Origin of the sequence: Hyphomicrobium sp. 99, from assembly GCF_000384335.2 — a bacterium.
Classification (GTDB): domain Bacteria; phylum Pseudomonadota; class Alphaproteobacteria; order Rhizobiales; family Hyphomicrobiaceae; genus Hyphomicrobium_B.
Map to the genome: position 1 here is coordinate 1,986,318 of NZ_KQ031382.1, position 26,647 is coordinate 2,012,964.

General features: G+C 58.8%; 26 protein-coding genes. 15 read left to right on the forward strand and 11 right to left on the reverse strand.

Annotation, left to right across the window (positions count from 1 at the left end):
* Window positions 1-391: 391 nt before the first annotated feature.
* From G359_RS09565 to G359_RS09625, 13 genes are all read left to right on the forward strand, one after another.
* Entirely contained in the window at window positions 392-625 is a 234-nt protein-coding gene (locus G359_RS09565) for a hypothetical protein (RefSeq protein ID WP_156150720.1), read from the forward strand.
* 69 nt (window positions 626-694) lie between these two features.
* On the forward strand, window positions 695-1,744 hold the full coding sequence (locus G359_RS09570) for a hypothetical protein (protein WP_156150721.1): 1,050 nt from the start codon (window positions 695-697) through the stop codon (window positions 1,742-1,744).
* A gap of 116 nt (window positions 1,745-1,860) precedes the next feature.
* Window positions 1,861-2,610, forward strand: coding sequence for a glycosyltransferase family 2 protein (locus G359_RS09575; RefSeq protein ID WP_082072885.1), 750 nt, complete (start codon window positions 1,861-1,863; stop codon window positions 2,608-2,610).
* Complete coding sequence (locus tag G359_RS09580; RefSeq protein ID WP_052699281.1) at window positions 2,610-3,146, forward strand: rhodanese-like domain-containing protein; 537 nt, start codon at window positions 2,610-2,612, stop codon at window positions 3,144-3,146. The genes G359_RS09575 and G359_RS09580 overlap by 1 nt, the downstream gene beginning before the upstream one ends.
* Before the next feature lie 50 nt (window positions 3,147-3,196).
* On the forward strand, window positions 3,197-4,249 hold the full coding sequence (locus tag G359_RS09585) for a methyltransferase domain-containing protein (protein WP_045835947.1): 1,053 nt from the start codon (window positions 3,197-3,199) through the stop codon (window positions 4,247-4,249).
* Between the two features lie 100 nt (window positions 4,250-4,349).
* A complete protein-coding gene (locus tag G359_RS20010; protein WP_082073080.1) occupies window positions 4,350-5,534 on the forward strand; it encodes an FAD-dependent oxidoreductase in 1,185 nt (394 codons plus the stop codon).
* Window positions 5,518-6,945 (forward strand): dihydrolipoyl dehydrogenase family protein, encoded by a 1,428-nt coding sequence (locus G359_RS09595; RefSeq protein WP_156150722.1) that lies wholly within the window; start codon window positions 5,518-5,520, stop codon window positions 6,943-6,945. The genes G359_RS20010 and G359_RS09595 overlap by 17 nt, the downstream gene beginning before the upstream one ends.
* Window positions 6,942-7,637, forward strand: coding sequence for a TVP38/TMEM64 family protein (locus G359_RS09600; protein ID WP_052699283.1), 696 nt, complete (start codon window positions 6,942-6,944; stop codon window positions 7,635-7,637). Before G359_RS09595 ends, G359_RS09600 begins: the two co-directional genes overlap by 4 nt.
* A complete protein-coding gene (locus tag G359_RS09605; RefSeq protein ID WP_045835948.1) occupies window positions 7,634-8,299 on the forward strand; it encodes a TIGR04283 family arsenosugar biosynthesis glycosyltransferase in 666 nt (221 codons plus the stop codon). The genes G359_RS09600 and G359_RS09605 overlap by 4 nt, the downstream gene beginning before the upstream one ends.
* A gap of 3 nt (window positions 8,300-8,302) precedes the next feature.
* Window positions 8,303-8,920, forward strand: coding sequence for a TIGR04282 family arsenosugar biosynthesis glycosyltransferase (locus G359_RS09610; RefSeq protein WP_045835949.1), 618 nt, complete (start codon window positions 8,303-8,305; stop codon window positions 8,918-8,920).
* A gap of 123 nt (window positions 8,921-9,043) precedes the next feature.
* Window positions 9,044-9,754: an aquaporin gene (locus G359_RS09615; RefSeq protein WP_045835950.1), complete on the forward strand. Its 711-nt coding sequence runs from the start codon at window positions 9,044-9,046 to the stop codon at window positions 9,752-9,754.
* Between the two features lie 489 nt (window positions 9,755-10,243).
* The gene (locus G359_RS09620; protein ID WP_045835951.1) at window positions 10,244-10,642 is read left to right on the forward strand and encodes a MarR family winged helix-turn-helix transcriptional regulator; all 399 of its coding nucleotides are present in this window, start codon (window positions 10,244-10,246) and stop codon (window positions 10,640-10,642) included.
* Window positions 10,643-10,696: 54 nt separating this feature from the next.
* Window positions 10,697-11,998 carry an MFS transporter gene (locus G359_RS09625; RefSeq protein ID WP_045835952.1) on the forward strand — a complete coding sequence of 434 codons (1,302 nt, stop codon included), beginning with the start codon at window positions 10,697-10,699 and terminating at the stop codon, window positions 11,996-11,998.
* Between the two features lie 232 nt (window positions 11,999-12,230).
* Here the strand turns inward: G359_RS09625 and G359_RS09630 are convergent, their stop codons facing one another.
* The 5 genes from G359_RS09630 to G359_RS09650 form a co-directional block, all read right to left on the reverse strand.
* Window positions 12,231-13,274, reverse strand: a complete 1,044-nt coding sequence (locus G359_RS09630) for a cytochrome-c peroxidase (protein ID WP_045835953.1) — start codon at window positions 13,272-13,274, stop codon at window positions 12,231-12,233.
* A gap of 243 nt (window positions 13,275-13,517) precedes the next feature.
* Complete coding sequence (locus G359_RS09635) at window positions 13,518-15,032, reverse strand: sodium:solute symporter family protein (protein ID WP_197077558.1); 1,515 nt, start codon at window positions 15,030-15,032, stop codon at window positions 13,518-13,520.
* On the reverse strand, window positions 15,032-15,268 hold the full coding sequence (locus tag G359_RS09640; RefSeq protein WP_045835954.1) for a hypothetical protein: 237 nt from the start codon (window positions 15,266-15,268) through the stop codon (window positions 15,032-15,034). Before G359_RS09640 ends, G359_RS09635 begins: the two co-directional genes overlap by 1 nt.
* Window positions 15,269-15,299: 31 nt before the next feature.
* On the reverse strand, window positions 15,300-15,758 hold the full coding sequence (locus G359_RS09645) for an SRPBCC family protein (protein ID WP_045835955.1): 459 nt from the start codon (window positions 15,756-15,758) through the stop codon (window positions 15,300-15,302).
* Entirely contained in the window at window positions 15,755-16,096 is a 342-nt protein-coding gene (locus tag G359_RS09650) for an ArsR/SmtB family transcription factor (protein ID WP_045835956.1), read from the reverse strand. The genes G359_RS09645 and G359_RS09650 overlap by 4 nt, the downstream gene beginning before the upstream one ends.
* Before the next feature lie 235 nt (window positions 16,097-16,331).
* On the opposite strand from G359_RS09650, the gene G359_RS09655 reads away from it, so the two are divergent.
* On the forward strand, window positions 16,332-16,553 hold the full coding sequence (locus G359_RS09655; RefSeq protein WP_045835957.1) for a hypothetical protein: 222 nt from the start codon (window positions 16,332-16,334) through the stop codon (window positions 16,551-16,553).
* A 137-nt stretch (window positions 16,554-16,690) separates the two neighbouring features.
* Window positions 16,691-18,232, forward strand: a complete 1,542-nt coding sequence (locus tag G359_RS09660) for an acetolactate synthase large subunit (protein ID WP_045837852.1) — start codon at window positions 16,691-16,693, stop codon at window positions 18,230-18,232.
* Window positions 18,233-18,257: 25 nt separating this feature from the next.
* On the opposite strand, the gene G359_RS09665 is transcribed toward G359_RS09660, so the two are convergent.
* Genes G359_RS09665 through kdpA form a run of 6 tightly spaced genes read right to left on the reverse strand, consistent with a single transcriptional unit; the run spans window position 18,258 to window position 26,636 of the window.
* On the reverse strand, window positions 18,258-18,722 hold the full coding sequence (locus tag G359_RS09665; RefSeq protein WP_052699284.1) for a PTS sugar transporter subunit IIA: 465 nt from the start codon (window positions 18,720-18,722) through the stop codon (window positions 18,258-18,260).
* A complete protein-coding gene (locus G359_RS09670) occupies window positions 18,719-19,423 on the reverse strand; it encodes a response regulator (protein ID WP_045835958.1) in 705 nt (234 codons plus the stop codon). Before G359_RS09670 ends, G359_RS09665 begins: the two co-directional genes overlap by 4 nt.
* The gene (locus tag G359_RS09675; RefSeq protein WP_045835959.1) at window positions 19,420-22,143 is read right to left on the reverse strand and encodes a sensor histidine kinase; all 2,724 of its coding nucleotides are present in this window, start codon (window positions 22,141-22,143) and stop codon (window positions 19,420-19,422) included. The genes G359_RS09670 and G359_RS09675 overlap by 4 nt, the downstream gene beginning before the upstream one ends.
* Window positions 22,144-22,180: 37 nt before the next feature.
* Entirely contained in the window at window positions 22,181-22,786 is a 606-nt protein-coding gene (locus G359_RS09680) for a K(+)-transporting ATPase subunit C (protein WP_045835960.1), read from the reverse strand.
* Between the two features lie 11 nt (window positions 22,787-22,797).
* Window positions 22,798-24,912 carry a potassium-transporting ATPase subunit KdpB gene (gene kdpB, locus G359_RS09685; protein WP_045835961.1) on the reverse strand — a complete coding sequence of 705 codons (2,115 nt, stop codon included), beginning with the start codon at window positions 24,910-24,912 and terminating at the stop codon, window positions 22,798-22,800.
* Between the two features lie 20 nt (window positions 24,913-24,932).
* On the reverse strand, window positions 24,933-26,636 hold the full coding sequence (gene kdpA / locus G359_RS09690; RefSeq protein ID WP_045835962.1) for a potassium-transporting ATPase subunit KdpA: 1,704 nt from the start codon (window positions 26,634-26,636) through the stop codon (window positions 24,933-24,935).
* Window positions 26,637-26,647 lie beyond the last annotated feature (11 nt).

Here is a 26,647-nt window from a genome sequence, read left to right on the forward strand (position 1 = left end):
TCGCTGTGAGTCCCGTTGTCGCTCCATGCGAACTCCGCCCCTGGGCTCGTCGTTTAAAGAGCGAGCTTCAACGGTCCAACGAAGAAAACAAAATATGCTTAGCTCCGACGGTGATATCGCGCAGGTCTGCGCGGCATGATGCAGCATGCCGCCATCGTCGATGAAATGGATGATTTCGTAGTCGGAGGTTCGGGCTCCCGGAATATCGCGGCTCCGCGCATCATCGCGCTCCGGCGTCGCTCGCTATCGAGGCTCCCAACCATATTTTCGCCGCCTTATTCAAAATTGAACAATGCTCAGCAGAAAAGATCATTTCCCGGTTAGGAGCCGAGCACCTAGCGATCTGCGGTCGAGTTGTTGTGGTGATGCTCTGACCAAACTGGGGAAATAGATGCGAATTAAAATTGTAGGGATCGCAGTGTGCGCACTCGCGGGGTTTGTGGCCACGAATGCCGCGAACGCGTCCGGCAGCTACGGCGGCGCCGCCGGGTTCACTCCTCCGAAGCTCAAAAAAGAATCGAAGCCCGCTGAAGCTTCGGAGCCGAAGAAAGAGGAACCGAAGAAAGAGAAGAAGAAGAAATCCAGCGAACTCACTGTGCCCGAAGCGCATAGCCGGAAGTCCTAAAGAAGTTATGAACGCCCGTCCGTGGGGGAGGGCGTGGATAAAGTCGAGTACACGGGGGTTGCATAAAAAATGAAGACTATCGTTCAAACCGCACGCCATTCAAGGCTGCGGCTGGCGCAAGCTATTGCCTGCTCCACAGCTATTATGGCCATCATTGGAACGTCACAGGCCATGGCGCAGCAGTCTGCTTATGTGCCGAATAAAGGCGAACTCCAAACGTCGTTTGGAACCGTCTACCAGGACTATAATAGCGCATGGCAAGGTAAGACTTTCGGGGAATATCCGCGGACGACAACGATCCAGGAATACCTGGTATCGATCTCCTACGGCCTCACCGAAAACCTATCGCTGGATGCCAGCACCGGCTACGGAACACTCACCGGCGGCCTTTCGAAAGGCGCACGGCCCAACCCGAACGGCTGCTGGAACAAACCCCTCAACACATTCGATGGACGGCAGTGCCAGGATCCGATCCCGCAAGGCAGCCGCGACGGTCGGCTCGATTCGACCGTCGGCCTGCGTTGGAGCGCGGTCAAAGAGAACAGCGAGCAGTGGGATAGCCTGCCCACGATTGCGCTATACGGCGCAGCCATCATTAAGGGTGACTATGAGCCGACGCCGCAGGCGCTCGGTAACGGTGCGAATGGATTCAAATCCGGCATCGCTCTCGGACGGTACTGGAAGCAGATCGAATTCGGTATCAACGCCGGCCTCGAGTACCAGTACTTGAAAGGCCCGCAGGACGTCGTGCCGAACAACTTGAATGGAAGTGTCGGCGTCTACAAATTCTTGGGGCCCTACTTCGTTTCGAGTGGCTATCAGTTTCAGCACAGCCAGAGCGGCTGGGACACCGGCAAAGGACCGTTTCTTGCCAACCCGGACAACTTGCCGGCCGACCTGGTCGGTCCGCCGGATAGCCGCGACTACAATCGTATGCTGAACGCGGTAGGCCGGAAGGAAAATTGGCAGAGCTGGCAGTTAGGCGCCGGCTATGTGACGGAAGGCGGCACGGTCATTTTTGCCTCCTACACTGACGTGTTCGACGGCCGGAACACGGCTGATCGCTCGACATGGCAGCTGAACCTGACAGTTCCAAATCAACTTTTCCACCGGGACTGACAGCGGTAACCGACAGCAAACGGTATCCGGCCTCGTTGAACCGCAGCGACATTCTGATCGCTGCACTCGACGAGGCCGGGTCCCAAACCAGCTGATCAAAGAATTAGGATCTACCGATGAGCCCGCAAAGATTGAGCGTCGAGGATATCTTCGTATTGATCCCCGCACTCAATGAAGCCGGGTCGATTGCCTCAGTGATCGGCCGTCTTCGCGCTTTGGGATGCTCTCATATCCGAGTAGTCAACAACGGCTCGACGGATGACACGGCTGCAATCGCGCGCGGTGCAGGCGCTGTCGTCGTCGATGAGCCGATAGCGGGCTACGGAATGGCGTGTTGGCGTGGACTGCAAGACCTACCGGAGAACGCCCGGTGGGTTCTGTTCTGCGATGCAGATGGCTGCGATGAGCTCGAAGCTCTCCCGCACTTTATCGCGGCGGCGAGAGAGGGTGCGGACCTCGTGCTCGCAGATCGTCTCAGTCTGCCTGATTCGGCGGAAAAACTGACGTTACCGCAACGCTTCGGAAACCGCTTGGCTGTGGTTTTGATCAGGCTGCTCTGGGGCGCAAGGTTTAACGACCTGGGTCCGATGCGCCTCGTCAATCGCGTGTTGCTCGATGAGATCGACATGCAGGATCGCGGGTTTGGCTGGACCGTTGAAATGCAAATTCGAGCAGCCCAACTCGGTGCCCGCTTTACGGAGTTACCCGTCTGCTATCGATCGCGGCGGCACGGACGTTCCAAAATTTCCGGAACCGTACGGGGCGTGATTATGGCCGGGACGACGATACTCTCAACGATCGCGTACCACGCGCTTTGGCCGCGCGGTGCAGACCTTAAATTCGCTTCTCTCAGGAGACCTATGTAGTGGCTCGGACACCTATCATTATCGCCGCTCTTGCGATCGCCGCTGCTGCGTCGGCATACATCTTTGGCGTGGGATCGCCGCATGCGAACGAGATGCTCGACCTGAACGAGATGATCGATACCGTTCATCGCAAATTCCCCGACATCAAACACGTAGACACGGCGGCCGTCGAGCAGCTTCTGAAGAATAACGACGCTGTCCAGGTCGTCGACGTCCGCGAACCCGAGGAGTTCAAGGTCAGTCACCTTCCAGGCGCTATCAATGTTCCTCCGGGATCATCGGACGATGACATCCTCGCGAAGATCAAGCCGGACCGTCCCACGGTCGTCTATTGCTCGGTGGGATGGCGCTCCTCCGAAATGGCCGAGCGCCTGCAGGCCGCAGGACGCACCAACGTCGTCAACTATGCCGGATCGATCTTTGCCTGGGCGAATGCAGAACAACACTTGGAGTCGAGCGGGGGCGCCACAAAGTTAGTTCACCCCTATGACAAACATTGGGGCCGCTATCTAAAACCCGAGCACCGCGCCTTCTAAGCATTGGGTTGCAGCCCGAAATCTCACACATCTTGTTCTGGAGACATCTAATGCACATCGACCTGGTCAAGGAGTACTACGGAAAGATCCTGAAGACTTCGGGCGACCTGAAGACGAAGGCCTGCTGTACACCGGACTCGATGCCGGAGCGCGTCAAGGAGCTCCTGAAGAACGTCCACGAAGAGGTCATTGCCAAATACTACGGCTGCGGCTTGGTCGTGCCCGAACTTCTCGAAGGAAAACGCGTGCTCGATCTCGGATGCGGGTCGGGTCGAGACGTCTATGCGTTGGCGCAGCTCGTCGGCCCCAAGGGCGAAGTCGTGGGCGTTGACATGACGCCTGAACAGCTACTCACGGCGCGCGAGCATATCGATTGGCACATGCAAAAATTCGGGCATGACAAGCCCAACGTTCGATTCCTCCAAGGATTCATCGAGGCGCTTCCCAGTCTCGGGCTCGAGCCGGAGAGCTTTGACGTCATCGTTTCCAACTGCGTCGTAAATCTCTCCATCGATAAACCGGCAGTTCTCAAAGGCGTATTCGATCTCCTGAAGCCGGGCGGCGAATTCTACTTCGCAGACGTCTACGCTGATCGCCGGTTGCCGTCAGAGGTGAGGGATGATCCCGTTGTCTATGGCGAATGCCTTGGTGGCGCTTTGTATTGGGGTGATTTCCAGGCGCTCGCGAAGGGAGCCGGTTTTGGCGATCCCCGTCTCGCGACGAGTCGAAAAATCGAAATCGACGATCCTTACGTCCAGAAGAAGGCCGGCTCCGCGCAATTTTTCTCGGCGACCTATCGTCTTTTCAAAATCGCCGGACTGGAGCCGGTATGCGAGGATTACGGTCAAGTCGTCGTGTACAACGGCGGCGTGCCCGACGCAGAACATGCCCTCACGCTGGACGGACACCATGTGATCGAGAAAGGCCGGTTCTTCCCGGTCTGCGGCAACACTTGGAACATCCTGAAGCAAAGCAGGTTCGAGCCTTACTTCTCGTTCCATGGGGATTTCTCGACGCACTTCGGGGTATTTGCCGGGTGCGGCACGACAATTCCGTTTGTGAGAGAAGGCGCTTCAGGCGCAAGCGCCGGCGCATGCTGTTGAACGCCATTGATCCACCAAGGCCAACGGTCGAGATCTCTCACGTCCGGCAGGAGTTTCATCTCCGCCGGGCGGGGAAGGCCGGCCCCTCGAAGAACCAATCATGAAGAAGCTGTTACTCATCGGCGCGGGGCACACCAATGCCCAGGTGCTGCGCGCCTGGGTCCACGAACCGCAGCCCGACGTCGAGGTTGTCGTCGTTGCGCCTTCGACGCGGGCGCCATATTCCGGAATGGTGCCGGGATGGCTCAGCGGTGTCTATGCGTTCGAGGAAATCTGCATCGATTTTTTTGCCTTGGCACGCGCGGCCGGCGCCAAGCTCATCGTCGATGAATTGGCTTCCATCGATCCTGATCACCGCATCGTCCGCTTGGCCAGCGGCAGAGAGCTCGGCTACGACGTCCTCTGCCTCAACGTCGGATCGACTCTCAATCCACCGGCTCTTTCTGATACCCTGCTGTTGCCTCTCCGGCCGCTTGGGCGTCTTCGATCGGCATGGGAAACCTTGCTGTCCACCATCGAGCGTGACGCAGGAACGACGCCATTTACGGTGACAGCGGTGGGTGGCGGCGCGGCGGGTGTCGAGGCGCTGCTTGCTTGTCTCGCGCGCCTGCGCGCCAAACAACCGGGACGCGTCATTCGGGGCCAACTTGTGACCCGTGGCGCATCCCTGTTGCCGGGCCTCGCACCCGGGGCGGTTAGAAGCGCGCGGCGCGTCCTGGAGCGGGCTGGCGTCACGATCCATCTTGCGACTCAAATCAACGACGAGATCGCAAGGTCCAGCGATCTAATCCTGTGGGCCACCGGTGCTGAGGCGCACGCATGGCAGCGCGATTGCGGCCTTGCCGTAAGCGAACGAGGTTTCATCCGGGTCGATTCGCATTTGCGTTCCGTTTCTCATCCCGATGTGTTTGCCGTCGGCGATTGCGCCGAATGGGCGGACCCACTTCCCAAAGCCGGCGTTTATGCCGTCAGGATGGGACCGGCATTGGTCCAGAACGTAAGAGCTGCGCTAAGTGGGCTAGCCGATGATCTCGAGCACTTCAGGCCCCAAAGGAATTTTCTTGTCCTATTGGCAACCGGCGATGGCAACGCCATTGCATCGCGGGGACGATGGTCCGGGCATGGCCGGCTCCTCGGTCGGCTACTTTGGCTTTGGAAGGACCGTATCGACCGGAAGTTTCTTGGGCTCTTCCGGGTAGCAGCCACAGGCGACGAAGAGCACCGCCCCGCCGATGTTTTCACGAGGATCGAGCCGTCAAGGAGCGTTGATGGCCGAACTCATTAGGGCAGATTTGTGCATCATCGGGGCCGGCTCGGCCGGGCTATCGATCGCGGCCGGTGCAGCACAGATGGGCGCCCGAACGGTCCTGATCGAAGCTCACCGGATGGGCGGCGATTGCCTCAACTCGGGTTGTGTTCCCTCGAAGTCGCTGCTCGCGGCAGCGAAAGTTGCGCACGTTGTTCGCAATAGCGCGAAGACCGGAATAGCATTCCAAGAGCCGCGCATCGAATTCGCGCAAACCCAACGTTATGTTCACGACGTCATTCAAGCGATAGCTCCCCACGACTCGGTCGATCGATTCACAGGTCTCGGCTGCCAAGTGATCGAGGCGCCTGCGCGTTTCGTCGATGGGAAGACTGTGGCGGCCGGAGATTTCAAGGTTCGCGCCCGCCGCTTTGTCATCGCGTCGGGAAGCCAACCTTATGTCCCGCCCATCGAAGGTCTCGCGAACACGCCTTACTTCACCAATGAAACGATTTTCGAGAACACCGTGCTACCGGAGCACCTCATCATCATCGGCGCGGGCCCTATGGGATCCGAGATGGCGCAGGCTCACCGGAGGCTCGGCGCGCGCGTGACGTTGCTGGACGCAGCGCGCATGCTGCCGAGAGATGATCCGGAAGCAGTCGAGGTTCTCCGCGAGAGGCTTTCATCTGAAGGCGTGGACATCATCGAGTCTGTCGAAATTATTCGGGTCGCTTTGTCTGGTTCGGAAATCGACGTCACCATCAGAGACAACGGCCGCGAACGAAAGCTTCGCGGATCTCACTTGCTCCTGGCGGCGGGGAGACGCGCGAACGTCGCGGGCCTCGGTCTGGAACAGGCTGGGGTAAAATATGATGAGAAACGTATCGATGTTGATGCTCGACTTCGTACGACGAACAAGCGGATCTTTGCGGCGGGTGACGTCATTGGTGGTCAGCTGCTCACCCACGTCGCCGGCTATCACGCGTCAATCGTGCTCAAGAACGCGTTGTTTCGCCTCCCGGCAAAGACGTCGGCGGGAGATCTCCCTTGGGTGACGTATACGGATCCCGAGCTGGCGCAAGTCGGCCTCACGGAAAGTTCCGCAAGACAGGTTCACGGCGATTCCGTTCGTGTGCTGCGCGCAGAATTCTCGCAAAACGATCGCGCTCGGGCGGAGGGAACCACCTACGGGTTTCTGAAGGCCGTCGTTTCGAAAAGAGGCAAGATTCTCGGCGCGACCATCGTGGGCCCGCACGCGGGAGAGCTGCTTCTGCCGTGGGCCCTCGCCATCGCGCAGGGAAATAAAATCGGCGTGATGGCTGGCCTGACGGTGCCGTACCCGACCTTGAGCGAGATCACCAAGCGCGCGGCTGGCAGCTACTTCACGCCAGCACTGTTTTCACCTCGGATCCGGCGATTGGTCCGCTTCCTCGGAGTATTCGGATGACTTTGAAGCGCCTTTTACCGCTCCTCTTACTTGTTGCGCTGTTGATCGGCGCCTTTGCGCTCCGGCTCGACCGCTATGTCACACTCGATGCATTGCGCGACAACAGAGCGGCGCTCTCCGATCTGGTCCAAAACCATTCGGTATTGTCGGGCCTCTTCTACATTCTGCTCTACACCGTCGCGGTAGCTCTGTCGTTTCCCGGCGCAACCATTCTGACACTCGCTGGCGGTCTGCTCTTTGGCGCAACCGTGGGTGCATCCTTGACCGTGATTGGCGCGACAGCGGGCGCAGCGGTTCTATTCGTGATTGCCCGATCTGCGGCCGGTGACGTCTTGCGCCGCCGGGCAGGCCCTTTCCTCGCGCGTTTGTCAGAAGGGTTCAGTAAAAACGCATTCAACTACCTGCTTTTCCTTCGCTTGGTGCCGGCGTTTCCTTTTTGGGTCGTCAATCTCGCACCAGCCATTCTAGGGATGCGACTTTTGCCGTATATCGTTGCCACAGGGATTGGCATTATTCCCGGCACGTTTGTCTTCGCGGCTTTCGGGGCAAGTCTTGGAACGGTGTTTGACGCGGGGCGCGAGGTCCAGCTGAAGGACGTGCTGAGCCCGACGCTGATAGCTGGCCTAGTCGTTCTTGGTTTCTTATCGTTGCTCCCTATCCTGCTGAAATCGAGGGCGAGACAACAGAATTGACGTTATCGATCGTAATACCGACGTTCGATGCTGGTGCGACCCTGGCACAGACTTTGGTGTCCCTGGGAGACGCTTGCGACGTTCTGGTTGTCGACGGCGGCTCGCATGATGACACTGTTCTGATCGCGGAGCGCAGCGGAGCCCGTGTGCTTCACACGCAAAAGGGACGAGGTTGCCAGCTCGCAGCGGGAGCGACGAACGCTCGCGGGGACTGGCTTCTCTTCCTGCACGCGGATACGTGCCTTGAACGTAATTGGAAAGCTGCGGTCACGTCGTTCATCGAAGATCCCGCCAACACGGCGAGGGCTGCAGTGTTTCGCTTCCAGTTGGATCATGGGTCCGCTGAAGCGCGACGATTGGAGGCAATGGTCGACTGGCGTGTGCGCCGCCTCGGGCTACCCTACGGAGATCAAGGTTTGCTGATCCATCGCGATTTCTACCACAGCATCGGGGGCTTTCGCCCCATTCCGATCATGGAGGACGTCGATCTTGTTCTTCGAATTGGCAGGACGCGTTTGGAAATTCTGCCGATCGCGGCACGAACCTCGGCAAAGCGCTGGATGGAACAGGGATGGATGTTGAGAAGCGCACAAAACATCTTCTGCCTGATCCTCTATTTCGTCGGCGTGCCGACGCGTTTCATCTCTCGCGTTTATCACTGAGCAATGTCGTTGGAACGCCATCTTGTTCTGTTTACGCGCTACCCAAGCTTCGGCACGGGGAAGCGCCGTCTCGCTGCAGGCGTCGGGAATACGACAGCACTCCGCTTTCAGCGTGTCAGTCTTTCGCACACCATACGGCGACTGGGCGGCGACCAAAGATGGAGAACATGGCTCGCGGTCACCCCGGATCGTTCCGGGCCTTGGCCGGGCCAGTCCAATGTCGTGCAGCAGGGCAAGGGCGATTTGGGGCAACGCTTGGCTCGCGTCTCATCCGGACTGCCACGTGGCCCCGTGCTCATTATCGGCAGTGATGTCCCGGGCATCACCAAAGAGTTGGTGGCTGAGGCGTTTCATTTGCTCGGCGGGCACGACGCCGTTGTTGGTCCGTCCGCAGACGGAGGCTACTGGGCCGTCGGGCTTCGTCGACGTCCCCGCCTGATAAATCCCTTTCGAGCTGTCAGGTGGTCTTCGCCAAATGCCCTCGAAGACACCTTGGCGAATCTGCGAGGGCACTCGGTCGGCAGGCTTTCGTCTCTCGACGATATCGATGATGTCGATGCCATGCGACGCTTCCCAGATTGGGCTCTCTTACATGCGTCGCGTCACGGAGACGACCGGTGAATGAAATCTCATTTCAACGATCAGCTATTCCAGGAATGCTGCTTTGCTTTTCCGATTAACGCCGTTCGCAGGAGTGCAGGCGTAAGCTAGGAGAGGCCAAATGAAAGTTGGGGGATTGGCGTAATGGCACAATATTCGGATCAAAAACGCGTGGGTGCCGAGTTCCTCGGTAGCGCCTTTTTGCTCGCGACGGTGATTGGATCCGGCGTTATGGGCGCGAAGTTGGCAGGCGGGAATGATGCGCTCGCTTTGCTGGGGAATACGCTCCCCACCGGAGCGATACTTGTGGTGCTCATCACCATGCTTGGACCGATCTCCGGCGCGCACTTCAATCCCGCGGTTACGGGAGTGTTCTGGCTCCGAGGCGAAATCACCGCGCGCCTCGGCTTGCTCTATGTTGTTGCCCAGATAGCGGGGGCCGTCGCCGGTGTATTTGCGGCCCACCTGATGTTCGATCTTCCGGTTCTGCAGTTGTCCGAGAAAGTCAGAAGCGGAAGCAGCCAATGGTTCGCGGAGTGGGTGGCGACCTTTGGCCTTGTCTTGACGATCCTTGCGACGTTGAAGGCAAAGCCAGCAGCGATTCCAGTGTCCGTGGGACTCTACATTACGGCGGCCTACTGGTTTACGGCGTCGACCTCCTTTGCGAACCCCGCAGTGACTTTTGCGCGGGCCTTCTCCGATACCTTTGCGGGGATCAGATTTGCGGACGTGTTGCCGTTCGTCGCTGCACAGCTTCTCGGTGCCGTTTCCGCCGTCGTTGCGGCTCGCTGGCTTCTCGCGGAGCCAGCAGAGATTGCGGAGCCCGGGTTGGCTGCACCATCGCCTGCGGAATAGTTGCTTACTAAAAGCGGCGCTTTTCTTGAAAGGTTGGAGAAGGAGATTCAGGACCGAGAGCGCAAGGATCCGTTGGCAAAAGCCAGAAGGATTATCGAAAGGTACGCGGGCACTCAGCGGTAGAGCTGCTTCGGCAAACTAATAATGCGTTGGGCTCTGACGTCGACGTGAAGGTCTTGACCGCCGCAAACTGATGTCTCTGATCACCCAACCGCAATCGCTGTTGTCAACCTGAAGGCCGATTTCCTTTGCCAGTACACGAACGCAACATTCACCCCCCAAAGTGAAAACGAGCTTTTGGACCTCCAATTCCGTCACCGCATGAATTGATACGGAAAAAGTAAACAACATGACGAGCTGGCCAGATGGCCTAGCCTCTGTTGTTGCTGCCTCATCTTCTGGGCGGCGATGAGCAGCCGCCGCATGATCAGTTGACTGCTCTGCACTGCCTCTTGTCGTCGCGGTCATTTGCGGGTAGATACCCGCATCATGGCAACGAAATGCTACTGCATTGCGCTTCGTAAGGCTGAGCGGAGGGTGACATCGGCCTACGATGATGCCCTGAAGCCGGTTGGCGTCAACATTGCGCAATTCAGCCTCATGCGGACGATCGAACGGGAAGCACCTATATCGCTCAGCAAAATTGGCCGGTTAGCAGAGCTGGATCGCTCGACCGTTGGCCGGAACGTCAAGGTTCTCGAGCGCATGAATCTCGTAAGGACGATTCATGGTGAGGATCATCGTGAGGCCGTTGTGGTGCTGACCGTTCGAGGAAAAAACGTGCTTATCGAAGGTGCAACGCTGTGGGACGAAGCCCAGACGAAGATCGAGAAAACCTTGGGCGTTGCTGTTGCCAGGAACCTGAGAACACTTCTTCAGACATTCTAATTTTGGGACAACATACGGGTATGTGCCCTCATAACTGAACCATCAGGACTTGCGATGATCTCGACCCGGCTTGCCTCATGGCTCAACACGAAGAACATTCACTATGGGTGGGTCGTCGCCGGAACCACGTTCCTGACCATGCTCGCGACTGCTGGTGCACTGGGATCTCCCGGCGTCATGCTAGAGCCGCTTCAACGCGATTTCGGCTGGCAGAATGCTGATATCTCATTCGCACTCGCCGTTCGCTTGGTGCTGTTCGGTTTAATGGGCCCGTTTGCTGCCGCACTGATGAACCGCTTCGGCGTTCGCAACGTCGTCATCGCGGCGCTGATGCTTATTTCTGCGGGCCTTCTCGGATCCTTAGCGATGATGTCGGTGTGGCAGCTCGTCGTCTTCTGGGGCATCCTCGTGGGCCTCGGCACGGGCATGACGGCGCTCGTCCTCGGCGCGACAGTCGCAACCCGCTGGTTCTCACGGCGGCGCGGTCTCGTCGTCGGCATGATGACCGCGAGCACCGCCACTGGCCAACTCGTCTTTCTGCCTCTCCTGGCCGAGCTGACGCAGCGCATCGGATGGCGGGCCGCTCTGCTTTTCGTCGTGGCGATTGTGCTCCTGGCTCTACTCGCCGTCTCGCTTTTTATGCGCGACTACCCCTCCGATGTCGGCTTGGCTCCATTTGGCGAAAAGGAAATCGTCGAGCCGCCCGCACGCGATCGCCGTCTTCTGTCGCTTCTGTCCTCTCCGCTCATCGCGTTCCGGGAGGCGTCGAGTTCATCAACTTTTTGGGTTCTGTTCCTGACCTTCTTTGTTTGCGGCCTCAGCACCAACGGGCTGATCCAAACGCATTGGATATCGCTGTGCGGAGATTTTGGAATCGCACCCGTCGGTGCGGCGGGCATGCTTGCCACGATTGGCGTCTTGGACTTCATCGGTACGATCTTCGCGGGCTGGCTATCGGATCGCTATGACAATCGCTGGCTGCTTTTCTGGTTTTACGGATTGCGCGGGCTGTCACTCCTTTACCTGCCCTTCAGTGAGTTCACAGTCGTCGGCTTATCCATCTTCGGCCTCATCTACGGCCTTGACTGGGTGGCGACGGTGCCGCCGACAGTCAAGCTGACGGCCGAACGCTTTGGACCCGAACGAGCCACTCTAACCTTCGGCTGGATTTTTGCCGGGCACCAGCTCGGAGCCGCAACTGCTGCGTTCGGAGCAGGGGCGACGCGCACCATCTTCGGCACCTATCTTCCGGCGCTCTATGTCGCCGGCGCTATGTGCATCGTCGCGGCATTGCTCGTCATTTCTCTAAAGCAAAGAGCGAAGCTAGAGCCTCGGTTCAAGTTGGCGGCCTCCTGACGGAAGGCCGTGTATCGCGGGCGTTTTGACCTCGGCTTGACGAGGATGCTGAAGGCCGAGCCGGGATGCCTGGCTTTTCACAAAAATCTGTGGCCGCGCCGCAGTTGAGGTCTGCCAAGTTTCCCTTCAGACTACGGGAAATTCAGAAAAAGATCTGGGAGGCCCGCTCGGGGGGCCGGTTTCACGCAGTCATGAACCGTTCGGCGTAGAACTCCTGAATCCCGAGCACGCGTTATGGTGCAGGAGTTGGGGTCGATGCTGCGCTTGGCGGCAGGATCGGGTATGTCACCTGCGGCTGGTCGCCCGTCAAAGAGCGCAAGAACGCCGTGATCTTCGTGATTTCGCTATCCGTCAGTTTTTCACCGAGCTGACTGTTCCCCATCACGGCAACGGCTTGCCGAAGGTCCCACGCTTTCCCGCTATGGAAATACGGCGGCGTTAGCTCGACATTCCGCAGCGGCGGTACGCGGAAGACGTACTCGTCGCTCGCGGTCTTTGTCACGTCGAAGCGGCCTTTATCATTCGGCGGCAGAAATTCGGCGCCAGGCTTCTCGATCACGCCGAATGGCGCGTACATCTGCCCGCCGACGTTGATGCCGGAATGGCAAGTCGAGCAGCCCTTGCTCATGAACAGCTGCAGACCCTCCCTCTGCTCAGGCGTTAAAGCGGCAGCGTCGCCGCGCAGGAATTTATCGAACGGTGCATTGGGCGTGATGAGGGTCGCTTCGAATACTGCGATGGCATCCTCGACATTTCCTATGGTGATAGGGTCTTTTTCCGATGGGAAAGCGGATTTGAAGAGCGCCTCATAACCGGGAATGCGTCTCAAGGTATCGACGGCGTGCTGATGACTGATCCCCATCTCGACGGGATTCTGAATCGGACCGCCGGCCTGTGCCGCTAAATCTGCAGCGCGGCCGTCCCAGAATTGCGCGATGTTGAATATGGAGTTCAATACTGTTGGGGCATTGCGCGAGCCATGCTGCCATTTGTGGCCAATGGAGGTGGGCAGCATGTCGACGCCGCCGAGGCCGATCTGATGGCAGGTGTTGCAGCTGATGTTGTGGCTTTGGGATAGCCGGGGATCGAAGTAGAGCGCCTTGCCGAGTTCGATCAGTGCGGGACTGGCGGTTACGCCTTTTACCGGGGGTGGTGTGAGAGGAATCGGCGCGAATTTCGATTGGGCTTCTTTCATCACCGGGTCTTCTTCAGCGATGACGAACCCAGGGGTAGAAGTCAGGAACACCACCGCCGCCAAAACAACAGGTACACGCATAGGCGCCTCCAAGACATGGTCATGTCCGAGCTTTATAGGAGAGCTACCGCTAAGTTAGCGCGAACGCGGCGCATACGAATTGACCTAAGTCCCATGTATCCCGAGCCCGTTCCCATGACTCACCCGGCGATGTCCTACGGGCCGAGCGATACGGCCAGCGCGCGCTGGCCGTATCGCTCCTGAAGCTCGCGATGGCAGCCGGAAAAGATATCCGCGTTGCTCATCGTGTTCCTCCCTGTGGGTTCACGCTGTTTGAGGCGCAGCGTTGGGCGCGAGGTCGTCAGCAGCTGACGAGCGCCGCTCGACCAACGCGAACAGCTCCTCGATGCGCTGCCGCTCCTCGCGCGACTGCGGTATCAAATAGGCGGCCGCAACGTAAATCGCCAGATTCACGACGAGCGCCACCGCGCCTGATGTGAGGCCGTAGGCCCATGGCAAATATCCGGGATAGATAAGCTCGAGCACGACGGCGACCGCGAAGCCGGCCGTCATTCCGGCGATGGCCCCGTATTTGTTGCCGCGTTTCCAGAAGATCCCGAGGAATTGCGGCACGGCGAGCTGAATAATGCCTTGGTACGCGAGCACGGCCAGCTGAAACAGGGCAGGCAATTCGAGGCACGCGAGCCAAGAGGAGAGGATCGTAAGGCCAAGCATGCCGATCTTGGCGATGACGATGAGCTGGGCCTGCTCGAGCTTCTTGTAGTTGCCGACGAGGTCGTTGGCGATTTGGGCTCCGGTCGCTTGAATGTTGCCGTCGGTGTGGCCCATCGAGGCCGCAAGCACGACGACGCCCGCAAGGCCGAGCAACCAAAGGCCACCAGCTTCGCGGCTGACAATGAACCACACGTTGTTGGGTTCTGCGCTGACGCCACCGACTTGCGAGCCGAGCATCCCGAAGACCAGCAGCGCCACCCCGAATGCCAACGATAATGGCACCGCAACAGCAGCTGACTTCTTGAGGCTGCGCACGCCGTCGGCTGTGAACAGTCGCACGAAAATATACGGCCAGCACCAGCCGCCGATTGTGCCGGTCAAGATGAGACTGAAGACGTAGAGCGGACCTTCCTTCGAACCGATGCTCGGAATGGCGAACTTACCAGCATCGAGCGAAGCGAAAGTGATGCCTTGCGAAACGACCATCCAGACGATCAGCCCGATGAGGATCGCGCCGCCGCCGATGTAGGCAACGATGCCTTGCGCCATATCTGAGATCACGACGCCGCGCATGCCCATGCGTACCGTCCAAATCTGGCGTAGGGCGATGACCCCGACGCCGGCGATGACAGCCTCTGAGAACGACAGAGCTCCAAGCGACATCTGTTGGAACAGCGTGCCGAGCGCCTGCATTCCAAGTACGAGCCAAGGAATGCCCGAGATAATGCCGATGGCGGCAGCAATCGTCTTGATGTGGCGAGAGTTGAAGCGGAGCGCCAAAAGATCAGGCTGCGTGCGCAGATCGAATGTCTTGCCCCACACCCACACAGGCCGCGCCATCAGATACATCAGCACGACGGTAAGCAAGCTGTAGGAGAGCACGTAAAACGATATGACGCCAGCGCTTGCGGCCATGCCGCCGAATGCCGTGAACATCGCACCGGGATACCAGGTGTTGAGGAACGACATCGCCTGATAGTTCGCGCCGAATGATCGGCCACCGACGGCATATTCGGTGAAGTTTCGGTCGCGGATACCGCTAAGCTGCAAGATGATGACGATGAGCGCGAAGAAGATCGCGATGCATCCGAATGTGATCAGCATCAGCCAGCCTCCCCAACGCGAGCTTCCGCGAAGTAGGCAGCAACAATGCTTGCCGCGATGCAGGTCGAGACAGCGATAAAGTAGAAAACCGCCGCCGGCACGCCGAGCAGGGGTGTTCTATCGCCGTCGAATGCCCAATACAGCGGGGGCGCCAAAGCGACAATGGCGTCTAGGATGAACCATGCTGTCACCCAACGCGGAAGCGCATAAAGACGGTGCTTGCGGACGACGGACATTCGGCATTCCCCCTCATTATGTTCGTTTTTATTAGTGTTGGTCTCTCGCCCCGAACGAGGTCTCCAGCTTATCGAAGCAGGTGGGCCAGCCTTCACGATAGCCGTCGGCTGCTTCAGGTGTGGTGATGTGTGTTTGCACGACCGTCATTGACGTCTGGCCACCGGGAGCCGATGCGAGATCGATCTCCAGCAATGTTTCCATTTTGCACAAAAGTTCGACGGGGCCGGAATAGCTCCACGTCATGACGATGCGTCGTCCGAAGTCCAGATCGCGGTATGTGCCGTCAATGGTGTGTAAGGTGCCGTCGGGAGCGGTCGAGCGAATATAAAAGGTGCCACCAACCCGGACATCAGTGCGGGCGTCGACGACTTTGTTCTGACCTGGGGCCAGCCACTGCCTCATCAGCTCCGGCTGCGTCCATGCCTCGAAGATCTCGTCAGGCGAACCAGAGATCACACGTTTGAAAACGAGAGCTGCCGGCGCATTCATTTCTTGTTCTTCTTCTTGGCGCGAAACAGATCCTCTAACGCATCGAAACGCTCGTTCCAAAAGATTTCGTAGAAGCTGAGCCACTTCTGCGCTTCAGCGAGGGGCTTTGCATTCAAGCTGCAGACGTGCGTGCGCCATTGCACCGAGCGCTGTATGAGACCTGATTGTTCGAGAACCTGGATGTGCTTGGAGACTGCAGCCAACGACATCGGCAACGGTTCGGCAAGTTCGCTCACCGTGCGTTCGCCTGAAGCCAGCTGGCCGAGGATCGCCCGTCGCGACGGATCGGCAAGCGCGTGAAAAACTCTGTCGAGCGTATTTCCGTCTCGTTCAACCATATCGTTGAGCTATACGAAGCGCCTTAAAGGGTCAAGCGTCGTGGAGCGGGAATTTCATGACCCTGTAGAGATCATTGGAACGCATGAGGTCGCTCTTCGTTGGCCTGAGGACTAGGAGGCGTACGTACGGCTGCCTGAGCGGTACGTAGACGGATCGCATCATAAGGCGTCGAACCGGAATTTTTGCCTGCCGCCACTCCGCGAGTAGGCGAGCTTATTTTAGCGGGAATACATCATGGCTTATTTCGTCACTTTCGGCGCAATGCCCGTGCCAATCGGCAACGAGCATCCTGACCTCTCCGCAGCGTTGGAAGAAGCTTGCCGGTTGATCGCCGGCGGTCAAACGAACGTCGCCATACAGTTTGGCGACGGCAGATCAATCTCCGGCGATGATCTCGTCGCGTGCTGCTCCGGAGAAAAGGTCATAGGCGATCATTTGTTCAAAAAGAGCGCTTAGGTCATCCGCCGAATACGCGTTAGCCTCCGGCGTAGGATCTTGCCAGCAGCATTTTCTTCTCTAAAGCGATGTCACCGTATCGGATTCTGGCGCGCCGCTTCGAAGAACCCGGCGAGCGAAGCAGAAGGAACCAGGGTATGAATGGTGCGCAATCACTTGTTGCGACAGCAGTCAGCGAGGGCATCGAAGTTTGTTTCGCCAATCCCGGCACGACCGAGCTGCCTTTGGTGCTCGCACTGGATGAGGTGCCGGGGCTTCGCAGCATCCTTTGTCTCCACGAGAACGTCGCGACCGGCGCCGCCGATGGCTACGGCAGGATGTCGTCCAAGCCGGCGATGTGCTTGCTCCATCTCGGGCCCGGACTCGCGAACGGTCTGACCAATCTGCACAACGCGCGCCGGGCCGGGACGCCGCTTCTCAACATTATCGGCGAACATGCGACATGGCACATAGACGCCGATCCGCTGTTGGCATCGAATATCGAAGCTCTTGCTCACACGGTCAGCACGTTCACGAAGAGAAGCGCCGACGCAGCGAGCGTTGCAGTCAATTTGGCCGATGCGATCCACGCCACGGGAACAGATGGTGGTGCCATCGCGACGCTGATCGTGCCGCATGACTGCCAGTTGGCAAACGCGGGCGACAATATTCCCGCACGACGCCCGGTACCGAAAAGCAGCTATTCATCGGCAAATGTGGACGCGGTCGCCAAGGCACTGCGGCGGGGCAAGTCCGCCATCCTGTTGGGCGGCAAAGGCCTGTCGGAAGCCGGCATGAAGCTCGCAGGCAGGATCGCGGCCGCGACCGGCGCCGATCTCCTCTGCGATACGTTCTTCGCGCGCATGGAGCGCGGCGGTGATTTGCCGAAGGCGACGAGGCTGCCTTACTTTCCTGATCAAGCGCAGGCGCTGACCCGTCGCTACGACGCGATCGTGCTTGCGGGCGCGCGCCGTCCTGTCGCCTTTTTCGGTTATCCAGGTTTACCGAGCTATTTGACCAACGAAGAACAGACGGTCACTTTGGCCAGCAGCGCGGAGGACGTCCTCGGAGCGCTCGAGGCATTGGCGACAACGCTCAATGCGCCTGATGATATCCCGCACCAGCCTCGCGCGGCGCCGCCAGCTATGCCGAAAGGCAGTCTCGACGCCGTGTCGATCGCTGCGGTCATCGCACGCCTTCAGCCCGAAGACAGCATCATCATGGATGAGGCGCTGACTGTGGGAATGGCATACTTCGACGCGTCGCAAAGTGCTCCGCGCTTCAGCCATCTGATGTTGACCGGCGGAGCAATCGGCCAAGGTCCGGGAGCAGCAACGGGCGCCGCGATCGCGTGTCCCGGCCGCAAGGTCATCAATTTCGAATCCGACGGATGCGGAGCGTATTCCGTTCAAGCATTCTGGACGCAGGCGCGCGAGAATTTGGATGTGATCACGATTATCGGCTCCAACCGCAGCTACAACATTTTGAATGTGGAATTTCAACGAGCAGGGGTAAGCGCGCCTGGCCCTGTCGCGCGCTCGATGACCGGGCTCGATCATCCCTACCTCGATTGGGTCAGGATCGGGGAAGGCTTCGGTGTCCCGTCCGCCGCCGTCGACAGCGCCGAAGCCCTCGCGCGCGAATTGGAAAATGCGCTCTCTCAGAAGGGACCACGGCTGATCGAAGCCATCATGTCGTAGAGCAATCGATCGTGGTTTTACGGGCTCAATGCTTCTCTGGCTCCGCTATCAGCAGCCGGTAGAAAATGTTCGGGTCCTGAATGGAACGCAGCTTCTGCGTAACCTCGCGGCTTCGCATCCGTCGTGACACCGCAGCAAGCATATTGAGGTGATCGCCATCGGCGGTAGACGGCACGAGCAGAACAAAAACCAGATCGACCGGCAGGTCGTCGATGGCTTCGAAATCCACGGCCGGTTTCAGACGCGCGACGAGTCCGAAAGGCTTTTTTAGTCCAATATAGCGTGCATGCGGAACGGCCACTCCGCCACCCACTCCCGTCGATCCGAGCTGCTCGCGCTTCATGAGCTCGGCGACGATCATGTCGCTGGTCAACCCTGTGGAAGGCGACGCACGCTGCGCGAGGTCGCGTAGCAGAGAGAATTTGTCCGGCGAGCGGACATCGAGGAATACGTCGCTCGGTGAGAGAAAGCTCGAGATGTTAATTGTCATTTCGCCTGCTCAAGTTCGTCGGGAATGCGAAGTCGATATCCAACGCCTGTTTCGGTCAGAATGTATTCAGGGCTGTCCGGACGCGCTTCAATCTTCTGCCTTAACTGGCGGACGTAGACACGCACGTACTGTGAATCTGCCGAGGGCCCCCAGAGTTCCCGCAGCAAAAAGTTATGGGTAAGCACTTTTCCCGCGTGCTGAACGAATAAGCGGAGAAGATCATATTCCTTCGGCGAAAGCTTCACCTCGCGCTCGCCGACTTTGACGATGCGCCGGACGAGGTCGACCGTCAAATCTCCAGTCCGAAAGATCGGACGCTCGCCATGGCTTTGCAGCTGGTGGCGAAGCGCAGCGCGAATGCGGGCAAGAAGCTCATTGATGCCGAACGGCTTCGTAACGTAGTCGTCGGCGCCGAGATCGAGCGCATGAACCTTAGCGTTTTCGTCGGCCCGGCTCGAAAGCACCACAATGGGGACGGATTCGCTTCGCGAGCGAAGAGCGCGCAGAAGATCGAGACCTTGCATATCTGGAAGTCCGAGATCCAGGATGATGAGATCGGGTCTTGTCTCCAATAACTCCAAAGCGGCTTTGGCGTTGGGCGCGTCCGTAACCTGATAGCCCTGGGTCGCAAGCCCCATGCGGAGGAGCTTTCGAATAGGCGGCTCGTCGTCAATGATCAGAACTTTTAGAGGCGCACTCATGCGGCGTGATCCAAGGTTTCGCTCTCATATCCCGCGGGCAAGGAAATCGTGAACACGGCACCGTGGCCGTCGATACGGTTGGAGGCTGTTATCGTACCGCCCATGATCTCGACGAAACCCCGCGCGATCGGAAGCCCGAGGCCCGTACCGGCGCGAACCCGATCACCTTTATAAGCGCGATAGAATTTATCGAAGATGCGCTCGAGATCGGCGGATGGAATTCCAGGACCTTCATCCGAAATCTGCAACGTCAGCCGGTCGTAATCTTGCCACGCGTTGATTTGAATGGCTGTGCCTTCCGGAGCATATTTGGCGGCATTATCCAGAATATTGAAAAGCACCTGCTCCAGGAGGACCGGGTCGGCCTGGACTTGTGGATTGTCCGAACCCGCACTGTATTGAACGCGATGATGCGCCAGAATTTTCTTTGCTCGTTTGAGCGTCGCGTCGACGATCTCGTTGACGTCGTGCACCTCTGGCTTCGGCGCAACGGCGCCCGCTTCGAGCTTTGTCATGTCCAACAAATTTGCAATGAAGCGGTTGAGGCGCTCGGATTCATCGATGACCGTTGAAAGTAGCTCGCCGCGTGACGCGTCATCGAGTTTGTCGGAGACGTCGCGCAGGGTGCTCGCGGCTCCGAGAATTGCCGCAAGCGGAGTCTTGAGGTCATGCGATAAAGACGTCAGCAGCGCGGCGCGAAGACGCTCGGTCTCCATCGTGCGCTTCGCCTGTTCGATGTCCTGGACCAATCGTATGCGCTCGATGGCGAGGGCGCCCTGGTTGATCAGAGCATCGAACAGTCGCCGCTGATCGGGCGTCAGCAATGGCCCCGGTTTGTCGCTATCGATCCCGACGACGCCAACGACGCCGCGATCGGTGTGCAGCGGCAGAAAGAGCCTTTGAGAGCCAGGCAGCGTGTCCGCGCCACGTCCGGCGGGACGATCGTTCGTCCACGCCCAGGTGGCTGCCGCGAGATCCGAGGCATCGAGTGTATCCTCCGGAGGATAGCCGGCCTTGACGGCGATGCCGCCATTCTCCGGAAGCAGAAGCACGACGCGAACCTTCAACATGGAAGCGATCTGAAAAGCAGTCGCCCAGAGAACATCATCGAGCGCGCCCGTCCCGGCGAGCTTGCGGCTGAACCCGTAGAGCGATTCCGTCGTGCTGGCGCGATTGACCGCGATGACGGCTTGGCTGCGCATGCGAGCGGCGATGTTTGAAACGATGACGGCCACGACCGCGAACGAAACGAACGCGGCGACGTTCTTTGGATCCGAAATGGTGAATGTATAGAGAGGCGGAAGAAAAAAGAAATTGTACGTCAGCGATCCGAGCACGCTCGCGACGAGCGAAGGCAGAAGACCATAGCGAACCGCGACGGCGATAATACCTGTCAGAAAAATGAGGTCGACGCTCTCGACGCCGATCCACGGCTTGAACAGCCATGCTATGGCAAGCGCGAGGGCCACTGCCGCCACGGCGAATATATAAGCGAGAAAGTTGTTTGAAGGCGTCTCGGGCGCAGTTCGAACCGCCGGTCTCTGCTTCGGGCCCGCAGGCAGCTGCTCGCCAGAAATGACATGAACGCTGATGTTGGCGGATTGCCGGACGAGATCGTGAACGATCGATCCGTTGAGAATCTCGAACCAGCGCGGGCGTTCGGACTTGCCGATGATGATCTGCGTGACGTTATGCTCCCGCGCATACGCCATGATGTCGTCGGCAATGTTTCGCGAACTCGCAGGAATAGTCCGCGTTTCGGCACCCAACTGCTCGGCAAGGCGCAGTGCCTCAGCGATACGGTTTCGCTCCTCATCGGAAAAACGGAGGCTGCGCCGTGTCTCTATCGTCAACGCCGTCCAAGGCGCATGCAGGCGGTCGGCCGCGCGTTTTGCGTAACGCACGAGCCCCGCCGAGCGTGGGTCTTCACTGATGCAAACCAGAACGCGTTCGCAAGCCGCCCACGGACCGGATATCGCTTTGGCGCGTAGCTGCGTAACGAGTTGTTCGTCGACGCGATCGGCCGTTCGCCTCAACGCCAGCTCGCGAAGTGCCGTCAAATTGACGGGCGAGAAAAAGTTCTCGAGCGCGAGTTGCGCCTGCTCGGGAATATAAACTTTCCCGTCCTTGAGCCTCTGGATCAGATCTTCGGGTGTAATATCGACGAGCTCGATGTCGTCGGCACGGGCGAGAATTGAATCGGGCACCGTTTCGCGCACCCGCACGCCGGTAATCTGTGCGACGACTTCGTTGAGACTGTCGATATGTTGGATATTGATCGTCGTGTAGACGTCAATGCCCTGATCCAAGAGCTCCTCGACATCGAGATAACGTTTGGGATGCCGGCTCGACGGCGCATTCGTGTGGGCGAGTTCATCGACCAGCGCGATTTGTGGGCGGCGCGCGATAAGTGCATCGAGATCCAGCTCGTCGAGAACCTTCCCCTTATATTCGATCTTTCGCGGTGGAATGAACTCGATGCTGCGCAGGAGTGCCTTGGTCTCCTTTCGGCCATGTGTCTCGACAACGCCCGCGACAACATCTGCGCCTTCTTTGATCTTGGAGCGCGCGGTACGCAGCATCTCAAACGTCTTTCCGACGCCAGGAGCGGCGCCGAGAAATATCTTTAAACGGCCGCTGCGGCGTGCCTCTCGACGTGAAATCTCGAGAAGAGCGTCCGGTGACGGCCGTTTGTGCTCCGCGTGGGTGTCGTCCGCCATCTAGGCCATTCCAGGAGCGCTTGCCGCCGCGTCATCTTTAATGAGCGGCCACGCGATCCAGATCGAGGTTCAGCGCCAGGACATTGATATGGGGTTCACCGATTAAACCAAAAAGGCGGCCTTCGATATGCCTATCGACGAGTTGCTTAACATCTTGCTCCGGCAAGTTGCGCGCTTTAGCGACGCGGGGCACCTGGAAATATGCTGCCGCGGGAGAAATATCCGGATCGAGCCCGCTGCCGGTCGTCGTCACCAGATCGAGTGGAACGGGTTCGGCAGGGTTTTCCGCCTTGAGCTTATCGACATCGCCCTTGACGCGATCGATCAGCGCCTTGTTCGTTGGGCCGAGGTTCGAACCCATCGAATTGGCCGCATTATAAGGCTGCGGCACGGTTTTGGTCGCGTCGGAGGGGTCGGTGCCGGTCGTCGCCGACGGCCGGCCCCGGAAATACCGGTCGCTCGTGAAATTCTGGCCGATCAGTTCCGACCCGACGACTTTTCCATCGCGCACGATCAGGCTCCCCTGCGCTTGGCGTGGAAAGAGCGCGCCGGCGATTCCGGTCATCGCGAGAGGATAGATGAGGCCGGTTAGGATCGTCAGCGAGACGAGCAGCACAAACGCCGGACGCAAAAGTTTTATCATTGAAGTTCCCCTTAGACGAGGTGCAAAGCGTTGACGGCGATGTCGATCGCCTTAATGCCGATGAACGGGATCAAGACGCCGCCAAGGCCATAGATCAGAAGATTTCTGCGGAGCAGAGGACCCGCGCCGATCGGGCGAAAGGCGACGCCTTTCAGCGCCAGCGGAATGAGAGCGATGATGATCAGCGCATTGAAGATGATCGCAGACAGGATCGCGCTCTGCGGGCTGCCGAGGTTCATGATGTTGAGGACCTGCAGCTGCGGATAAAAGGCAAGAAACATCGCCGGAATGATCGCGAAGTATTTGGCGACGTCGTTCGCGATGGAGAACGTCGTCAAGGCGCCACGCGTCATCAGAAGCTGTTTCCCGATTTCCACGATCTCGATCAGCTTCGTCGGGTTGCTGTCGAGATCGACCATGTTGCCGGCCTCGCGGGCGGCGACCGTGCCCGTGTTCATCGCGACGCCGACGTCGGCTTGAGCGAGAGCCGGAGCATCGTTCGTGCCGTCGCCGCACATTGCGACGAGCTTGCCCTTAGCTTGTTCGTCACGGATGAGGCGCAACTTATCCTCGGGCGTTGCCTGCGCCAAGAAATCATCGACGCCGGCTTCCGCCGCGATCGCCGCCGCCGTCATCGGGTTGTCGCCCGTGATCATGACAGTGCGAATGCCCATGCGGCGCAGCTCCGCGAAGCGTTCGCGAATACCGCCCTTGACGATGTCCTTGAGATGGATGGCGCCGAGCAGCTTGCCGTCCTTCGCAACGGCAAGCGGCGTACCGCCAGATTTTGAAATCGTATCCGTTATGAGTTTTATTTCGCGCGCGGTTTCGGTGCTCATCGCCGGCCGCAAGGCTTGCGCCGCCGATCCGGCAGAAAGCGGTGAAGCACCAACGGAACTGACGTATCTGATCACCGCATCGACGGCGCCCTTGCGAATGGACGATTCATCGGTCTCGACGCCGCTCATCCGGCTCTGCGCGGTGAACGGTATGAAGCGGGCTTTGACATCCGCGATCTCACGGCCGCGAAGCCCGTACTTTTCCTTCGCGAGCACGACGATCGAACGGCCCTCCGGCGTCTCGTCGGCGAGTGACGAGAGCTGGGCGGCATCGGCAAGCTCGGCTTCGCTGACGCCTGAGAGAGGCAGGAATTCTGTCGCCTGGCGGTTGCCGAGCGTTATCGTACCTGTCTTGTCGAGGAGTAGCGTGTCGACGTCGCCTGCGGCTTCGACCGCACGCCCGGACATCGCAAGAACGTTGAACCGCACGAGGCGATCCATGCCCGCGATGCCGATGGCGGATAGCAGAGCGCCGATCGTCGTTGGAATGAGCGTCACGAACAGCGCGACGAGCACGACGACGGAGATGGTGCCGCCGGCATAAGACGCGTAGCTCGGAATTGTCGCCGTGGCGAAGACGAAGATGATCGTCAATCCGGCGAGCAGAATATTGAGTGCAATCTCGTTCGGTGTCTTCTGCCGCTCGGCCCCTTCGACAAGCCGGATCATGCGATCGAGGAACGTCGACCCCTGTGCCGCGCTGATGCGAACGACGATCCAGTCTGACAAAACCTGGGTGCCTCCCGTCACAGCGGAGCGATCGCCACCGGACTCACGAATGACAGGAGCCGACTCGCCAGTAATCGCCGATTCATTCACCGACGCGATTCCTTCGATGACCTCGCCGTCGGAAGGGATCGTCTCGCCGGCTTCAACGAGAACAACATCGCCAACCGCGAGCGACGTGCCGGGAACGAGCCTGAAGGACGTCTTATCCCGGCCGTTCATCAGTTTCGCCTGCGTTTCGCTGCGTTGCTGACGAAGCGCATCAGCCTGCGCTTTTCCGCGTCCCTCGGCTATTGCCTCGGCAAAATTGGCAAAGAGCACCGTGAACCACAGCCACAGGATGATTTGGAAAGTGAATGCAAGGTGCTCGCCACCTTGAATGAGGTCTCGGATGAAGATGATCGTCGTCAACATCGACACGATCTCGAGCACGAACATGATCGGATTTTTGATCAGCGTTCTCGGATCGAGCTTGGCGAATGACGACCCGATTGCGGGAATGACAATGTGGGGGTCGAGCATCGTAGCGGCCGAGCCCTTCTTGCGGACGGTAGTTTCCATTTCGCGTATCTCCGGAGAAATCAGAAGAGCATGTTTCTGGTCATCGAGATCTGCTCGACGATCGGACCAAGAGCGAGGGCAGGGAAGAACGTCAGGCCGCCTACAATCAGGATGACGCCGACGACCAATCCCACGAAGAGGCTGCCGGTTGTTGGAAAAGTACCAGCCGACGGGGGAACAGTTTTCTTCTCCGCCATCGAACCGGCGATGGCGAGCGCCGGAACGATCATGAAGAAGCGGCCGACAAACATCGCGATGGCGCCGGTGACGTTATAGAACGGCGTGTTGCCCGTGATACCGCCGAAGGCCGACCCGTTATTTGCCGTGCTGGATGTGTAGAGGTAGAGAATCTCCGAGAAGCCATGAGGTCCGTTGTTCGCAATCGAGGCGAGGGCGGACGGAAGGACCGTGGCGACAGCGCTGAAACCCAGGTACATCAACGGAAGCACGAGGATCGCGAGCATCGCCATCTTCACTTCCTTCGATTCAATTTTCTTGCCGACGTACTCGGGCGTACGGCCAACCATCAGGCCGGCGACGAAGATCGCGATGACGATGAAGATCAGCATGCCGTAAAAGCCCGCGCCCACGCCGCCGACTATAATCTCGCCGAGCTGCATGTTGATCATTGGGATCATGCCGCCGAGTGCGGTGAAGCTGTCGTGCATGGCGTTGACGGCGCCGCACGAAGCGGCAGTCGTGACGACGGCGAAGAGCGCGGATGCGATGATGCCGAAGCGAACCTCTTTGCCTTCCATGTTGCCGCCGGTCAGGCCGAGTTCATTGATGCCGGTGACGCCGGCGGATTCTGCCCAGTAACAGACGGCGACGCCCGCGATGAACAGAACGCCCATCACCCACAGGATCGCCCAGCCCTGCTTTTGATTTCCGACCATGCGGCCGAAGACGTTCGTGAGCGCAGCACCGAGGGCAAAGATCGACACCATCTGCACGAAGTTGGAGAAAGCCGTCGGATTTTCGAAAGGATGCGCCGCGTTGGCATTGAAGAAGCCGCCGCCGTTCGTGCCAAGCATCTTGATGGCAATCTGCGAGGCGACGGGCCCGACGGCGATTGTCTGCTTGGCGCCTTCGAGTGTCGTCGCGTCGACGTAAGCACCAAGCGTCTGCGGTATGCCGTCCCAAACCAGGAAGAGCGCAAAGGGAATGCAAATAGGCAATAGAATGTAGAGCGTGCAGCGCGTGATATCGACCCAGAAATTGCCGATGCTGCGCGTCGAGGCGCGAGCGAAGCCGCGGATGAGCGCGATGGCGATGACGATACCGGTGGCGGCCGACAGGAAATTTTGATGCGTGAGGCCAAGCATCTGGGTGAGATACGAAACGGTCGTTTCTCCACCATAGTTCTGCCAGTTCGTATTCGTGATGAAGCTGACCGCCGTGTTGAACGACAGATCTGGCGCGACGGCCGTCATGCCCTGAGGATTGAATGGTAACCAGCCTTGCGTGCGCAGCAGGACATAGAGAATAAGAAATCCGCCGACGTGGAACATCAGCATGGAGACGGCATAGGTTAGCCAATCCTGCTCGGATCGCTCGTTCACACCGGCGATTTTATAAAGAGAGACTTCCATCGGCCTGATAACCGGCGAAAGAAATGTCCTTTCGCCAGAAAATACACGATACATGTACCAGCCGAGAGGCTTCACGAGCGCAATGACGACTGCGCAGAACAGGGCGACCTGCGCCCAACCAACGAGGGTCATTTGAGATGCCT

Coding starts and splice junctions, on each gene's coding strand:
- G359_RS09650 (WP_045835956.1), bottom strand. CDS start 16,096: ATGGTTGAACGAGACGGAAATACGCTCGACAGAGTTTTTCACGCGCTT.
- kdpA (WP_045835962.1), bottom strand. CDS start 26,636: ATGACCCTCGTTGGTTGGGCGCAGGTCGCCCTGTTCTGCGCAGTCGTC.
- G359_RS09675 (WP_045835959.1), bottom strand. CDS start 22,143: ATGGCGGACGACACCCACGCGGAGCACAAACGGCCGTCACCGGACGCT.
- G359_RS09645 (WP_045835955.1), bottom strand. CDS start 15,758: ATGAATGCGCCGGCAGCTCTCGTTTTCAAACGTGTGATCTCTGGTTCG.
- G359_RS09570 (WP_156150721.1), top strand. CDS start 695: ATGAAGACTATCGTTCAAACCGCACGCCATTCAAGGCTGCGGCTGGCG.
- G359_RS09585 (WP_045835947.1), top strand. CDS start 3,197: ATGCACATCGACCTGGTCAAGGAGTACTACGGAAAGATCCTGAAGACT.
- G359_RS09630 (WP_045835953.1), bottom strand. CDS start 13,274: ATGCGTGTACCTGTTGTTTTGGCGGCGGTGGTGTTCCTGACTTCTACC.
- G359_RS09655 (WP_045835957.1), top strand. CDS start 16,332: ATGGCTTATTTCGTCACTTTCGGCGCAATGCCCGTGCCAATCGGCAAC.
- G359_RS09615 (WP_045835950.1), top strand. CDS start 9,044: ATGGCACAATATTCGGATCAAAAACGCGTGGGTGCCGAGTTCCTCGGT.
- G359_RS09670 (WP_045835958.1), bottom strand. CDS start 19,423: ATGAGTGCGCCTCTAAAAGTTCTGATCATTGACGACGAGCCGCCTATT.
- G359_RS09600 (WP_052699283.1), top strand. CDS start 6,942: ATGACTTTGAAGCGCCTTTTACCGCTCCTCTTACTTGTTGCGCTGTTG.
- G359_RS09660 (WP_045837852.1), top strand. CDS start 16,691: ATGAATGGTGCGCAATCACTTGTTGCGACAGCAGTCAGCGAGGGCATC.
- G359_RS09620 (WP_045835951.1), top strand. CDS start 10,244: ATGGCAACGAAATGCTACTGCATTGCGCTTCGTAAGGCTGAGCGGAGG.
- G359_RS09635 (WP_197077558.1), bottom strand. CDS start 15,032: ATGCTGATCACATTCGGATGCATCGCGATCTTCTTCGCGCTCATCGTC.
- G359_RS09575 (WP_082072885.1), top strand. CDS start 1,861: ATGAGCCCGCAAAGATTGAGCGTCGAGGATATCTTCGTATTGATCCCC.
- kdpB (WP_045835961.1), bottom strand. CDS start 24,912: ATGGAAACTACCGTCCGCAAGAAGGGCTCGGCCGCTACGATGCTCGAC.
- G359_RS09640 (WP_045835954.1), bottom strand. CDS start 15,268: ATGTCCGTCGTCCGCAAGCACCGTCTTTATGCGCTTCCGCGTTGGGTG.
- G359_RS09680 (WP_045835960.1), bottom strand. CDS start 22,786: ATGATAAAACTTTTGCGTCCGGCGTTTGTGCTGCTCGTCTCGCTGACG.
- G359_RS20010 (WP_082073080.1), top strand. CDS start 4,350: ATGAAGAAGCTGTTACTCATCGGCGCGGGGCACACCAATGCCCAGGTG.
- G359_RS09625 (WP_045835952.1), top strand. CDS start 10,697: ATGATCTCGACCCGGCTTGCCTCATGGCTCAACACGAAGAACATTCAC.
- G359_RS09665 (WP_052699284.1), bottom strand. CDS start 18,722: ATGACAATTAACATCTCGAGCTTTCTCTCACCGAGCGACGTATTCCTC.
- G359_RS09595 (WP_156150722.1), top strand. CDS start 5,518: ATGGCCGAACTCATTAGGGCAGATTTGTGCATCATCGGGGCCGGCTCG.
- G359_RS09565 (WP_156150720.1), top strand. CDS start 392: ATGCGAATTAAAATTGTAGGGATCGCAGTGTGCGCACTCGCGGGGTTT.
- G359_RS09610 (WP_045835949.1), top strand. CDS start 8,303: ATGTCGTTGGAACGCCATCTTGTTCTGTTTACGCGCTACCCAAGCTTC.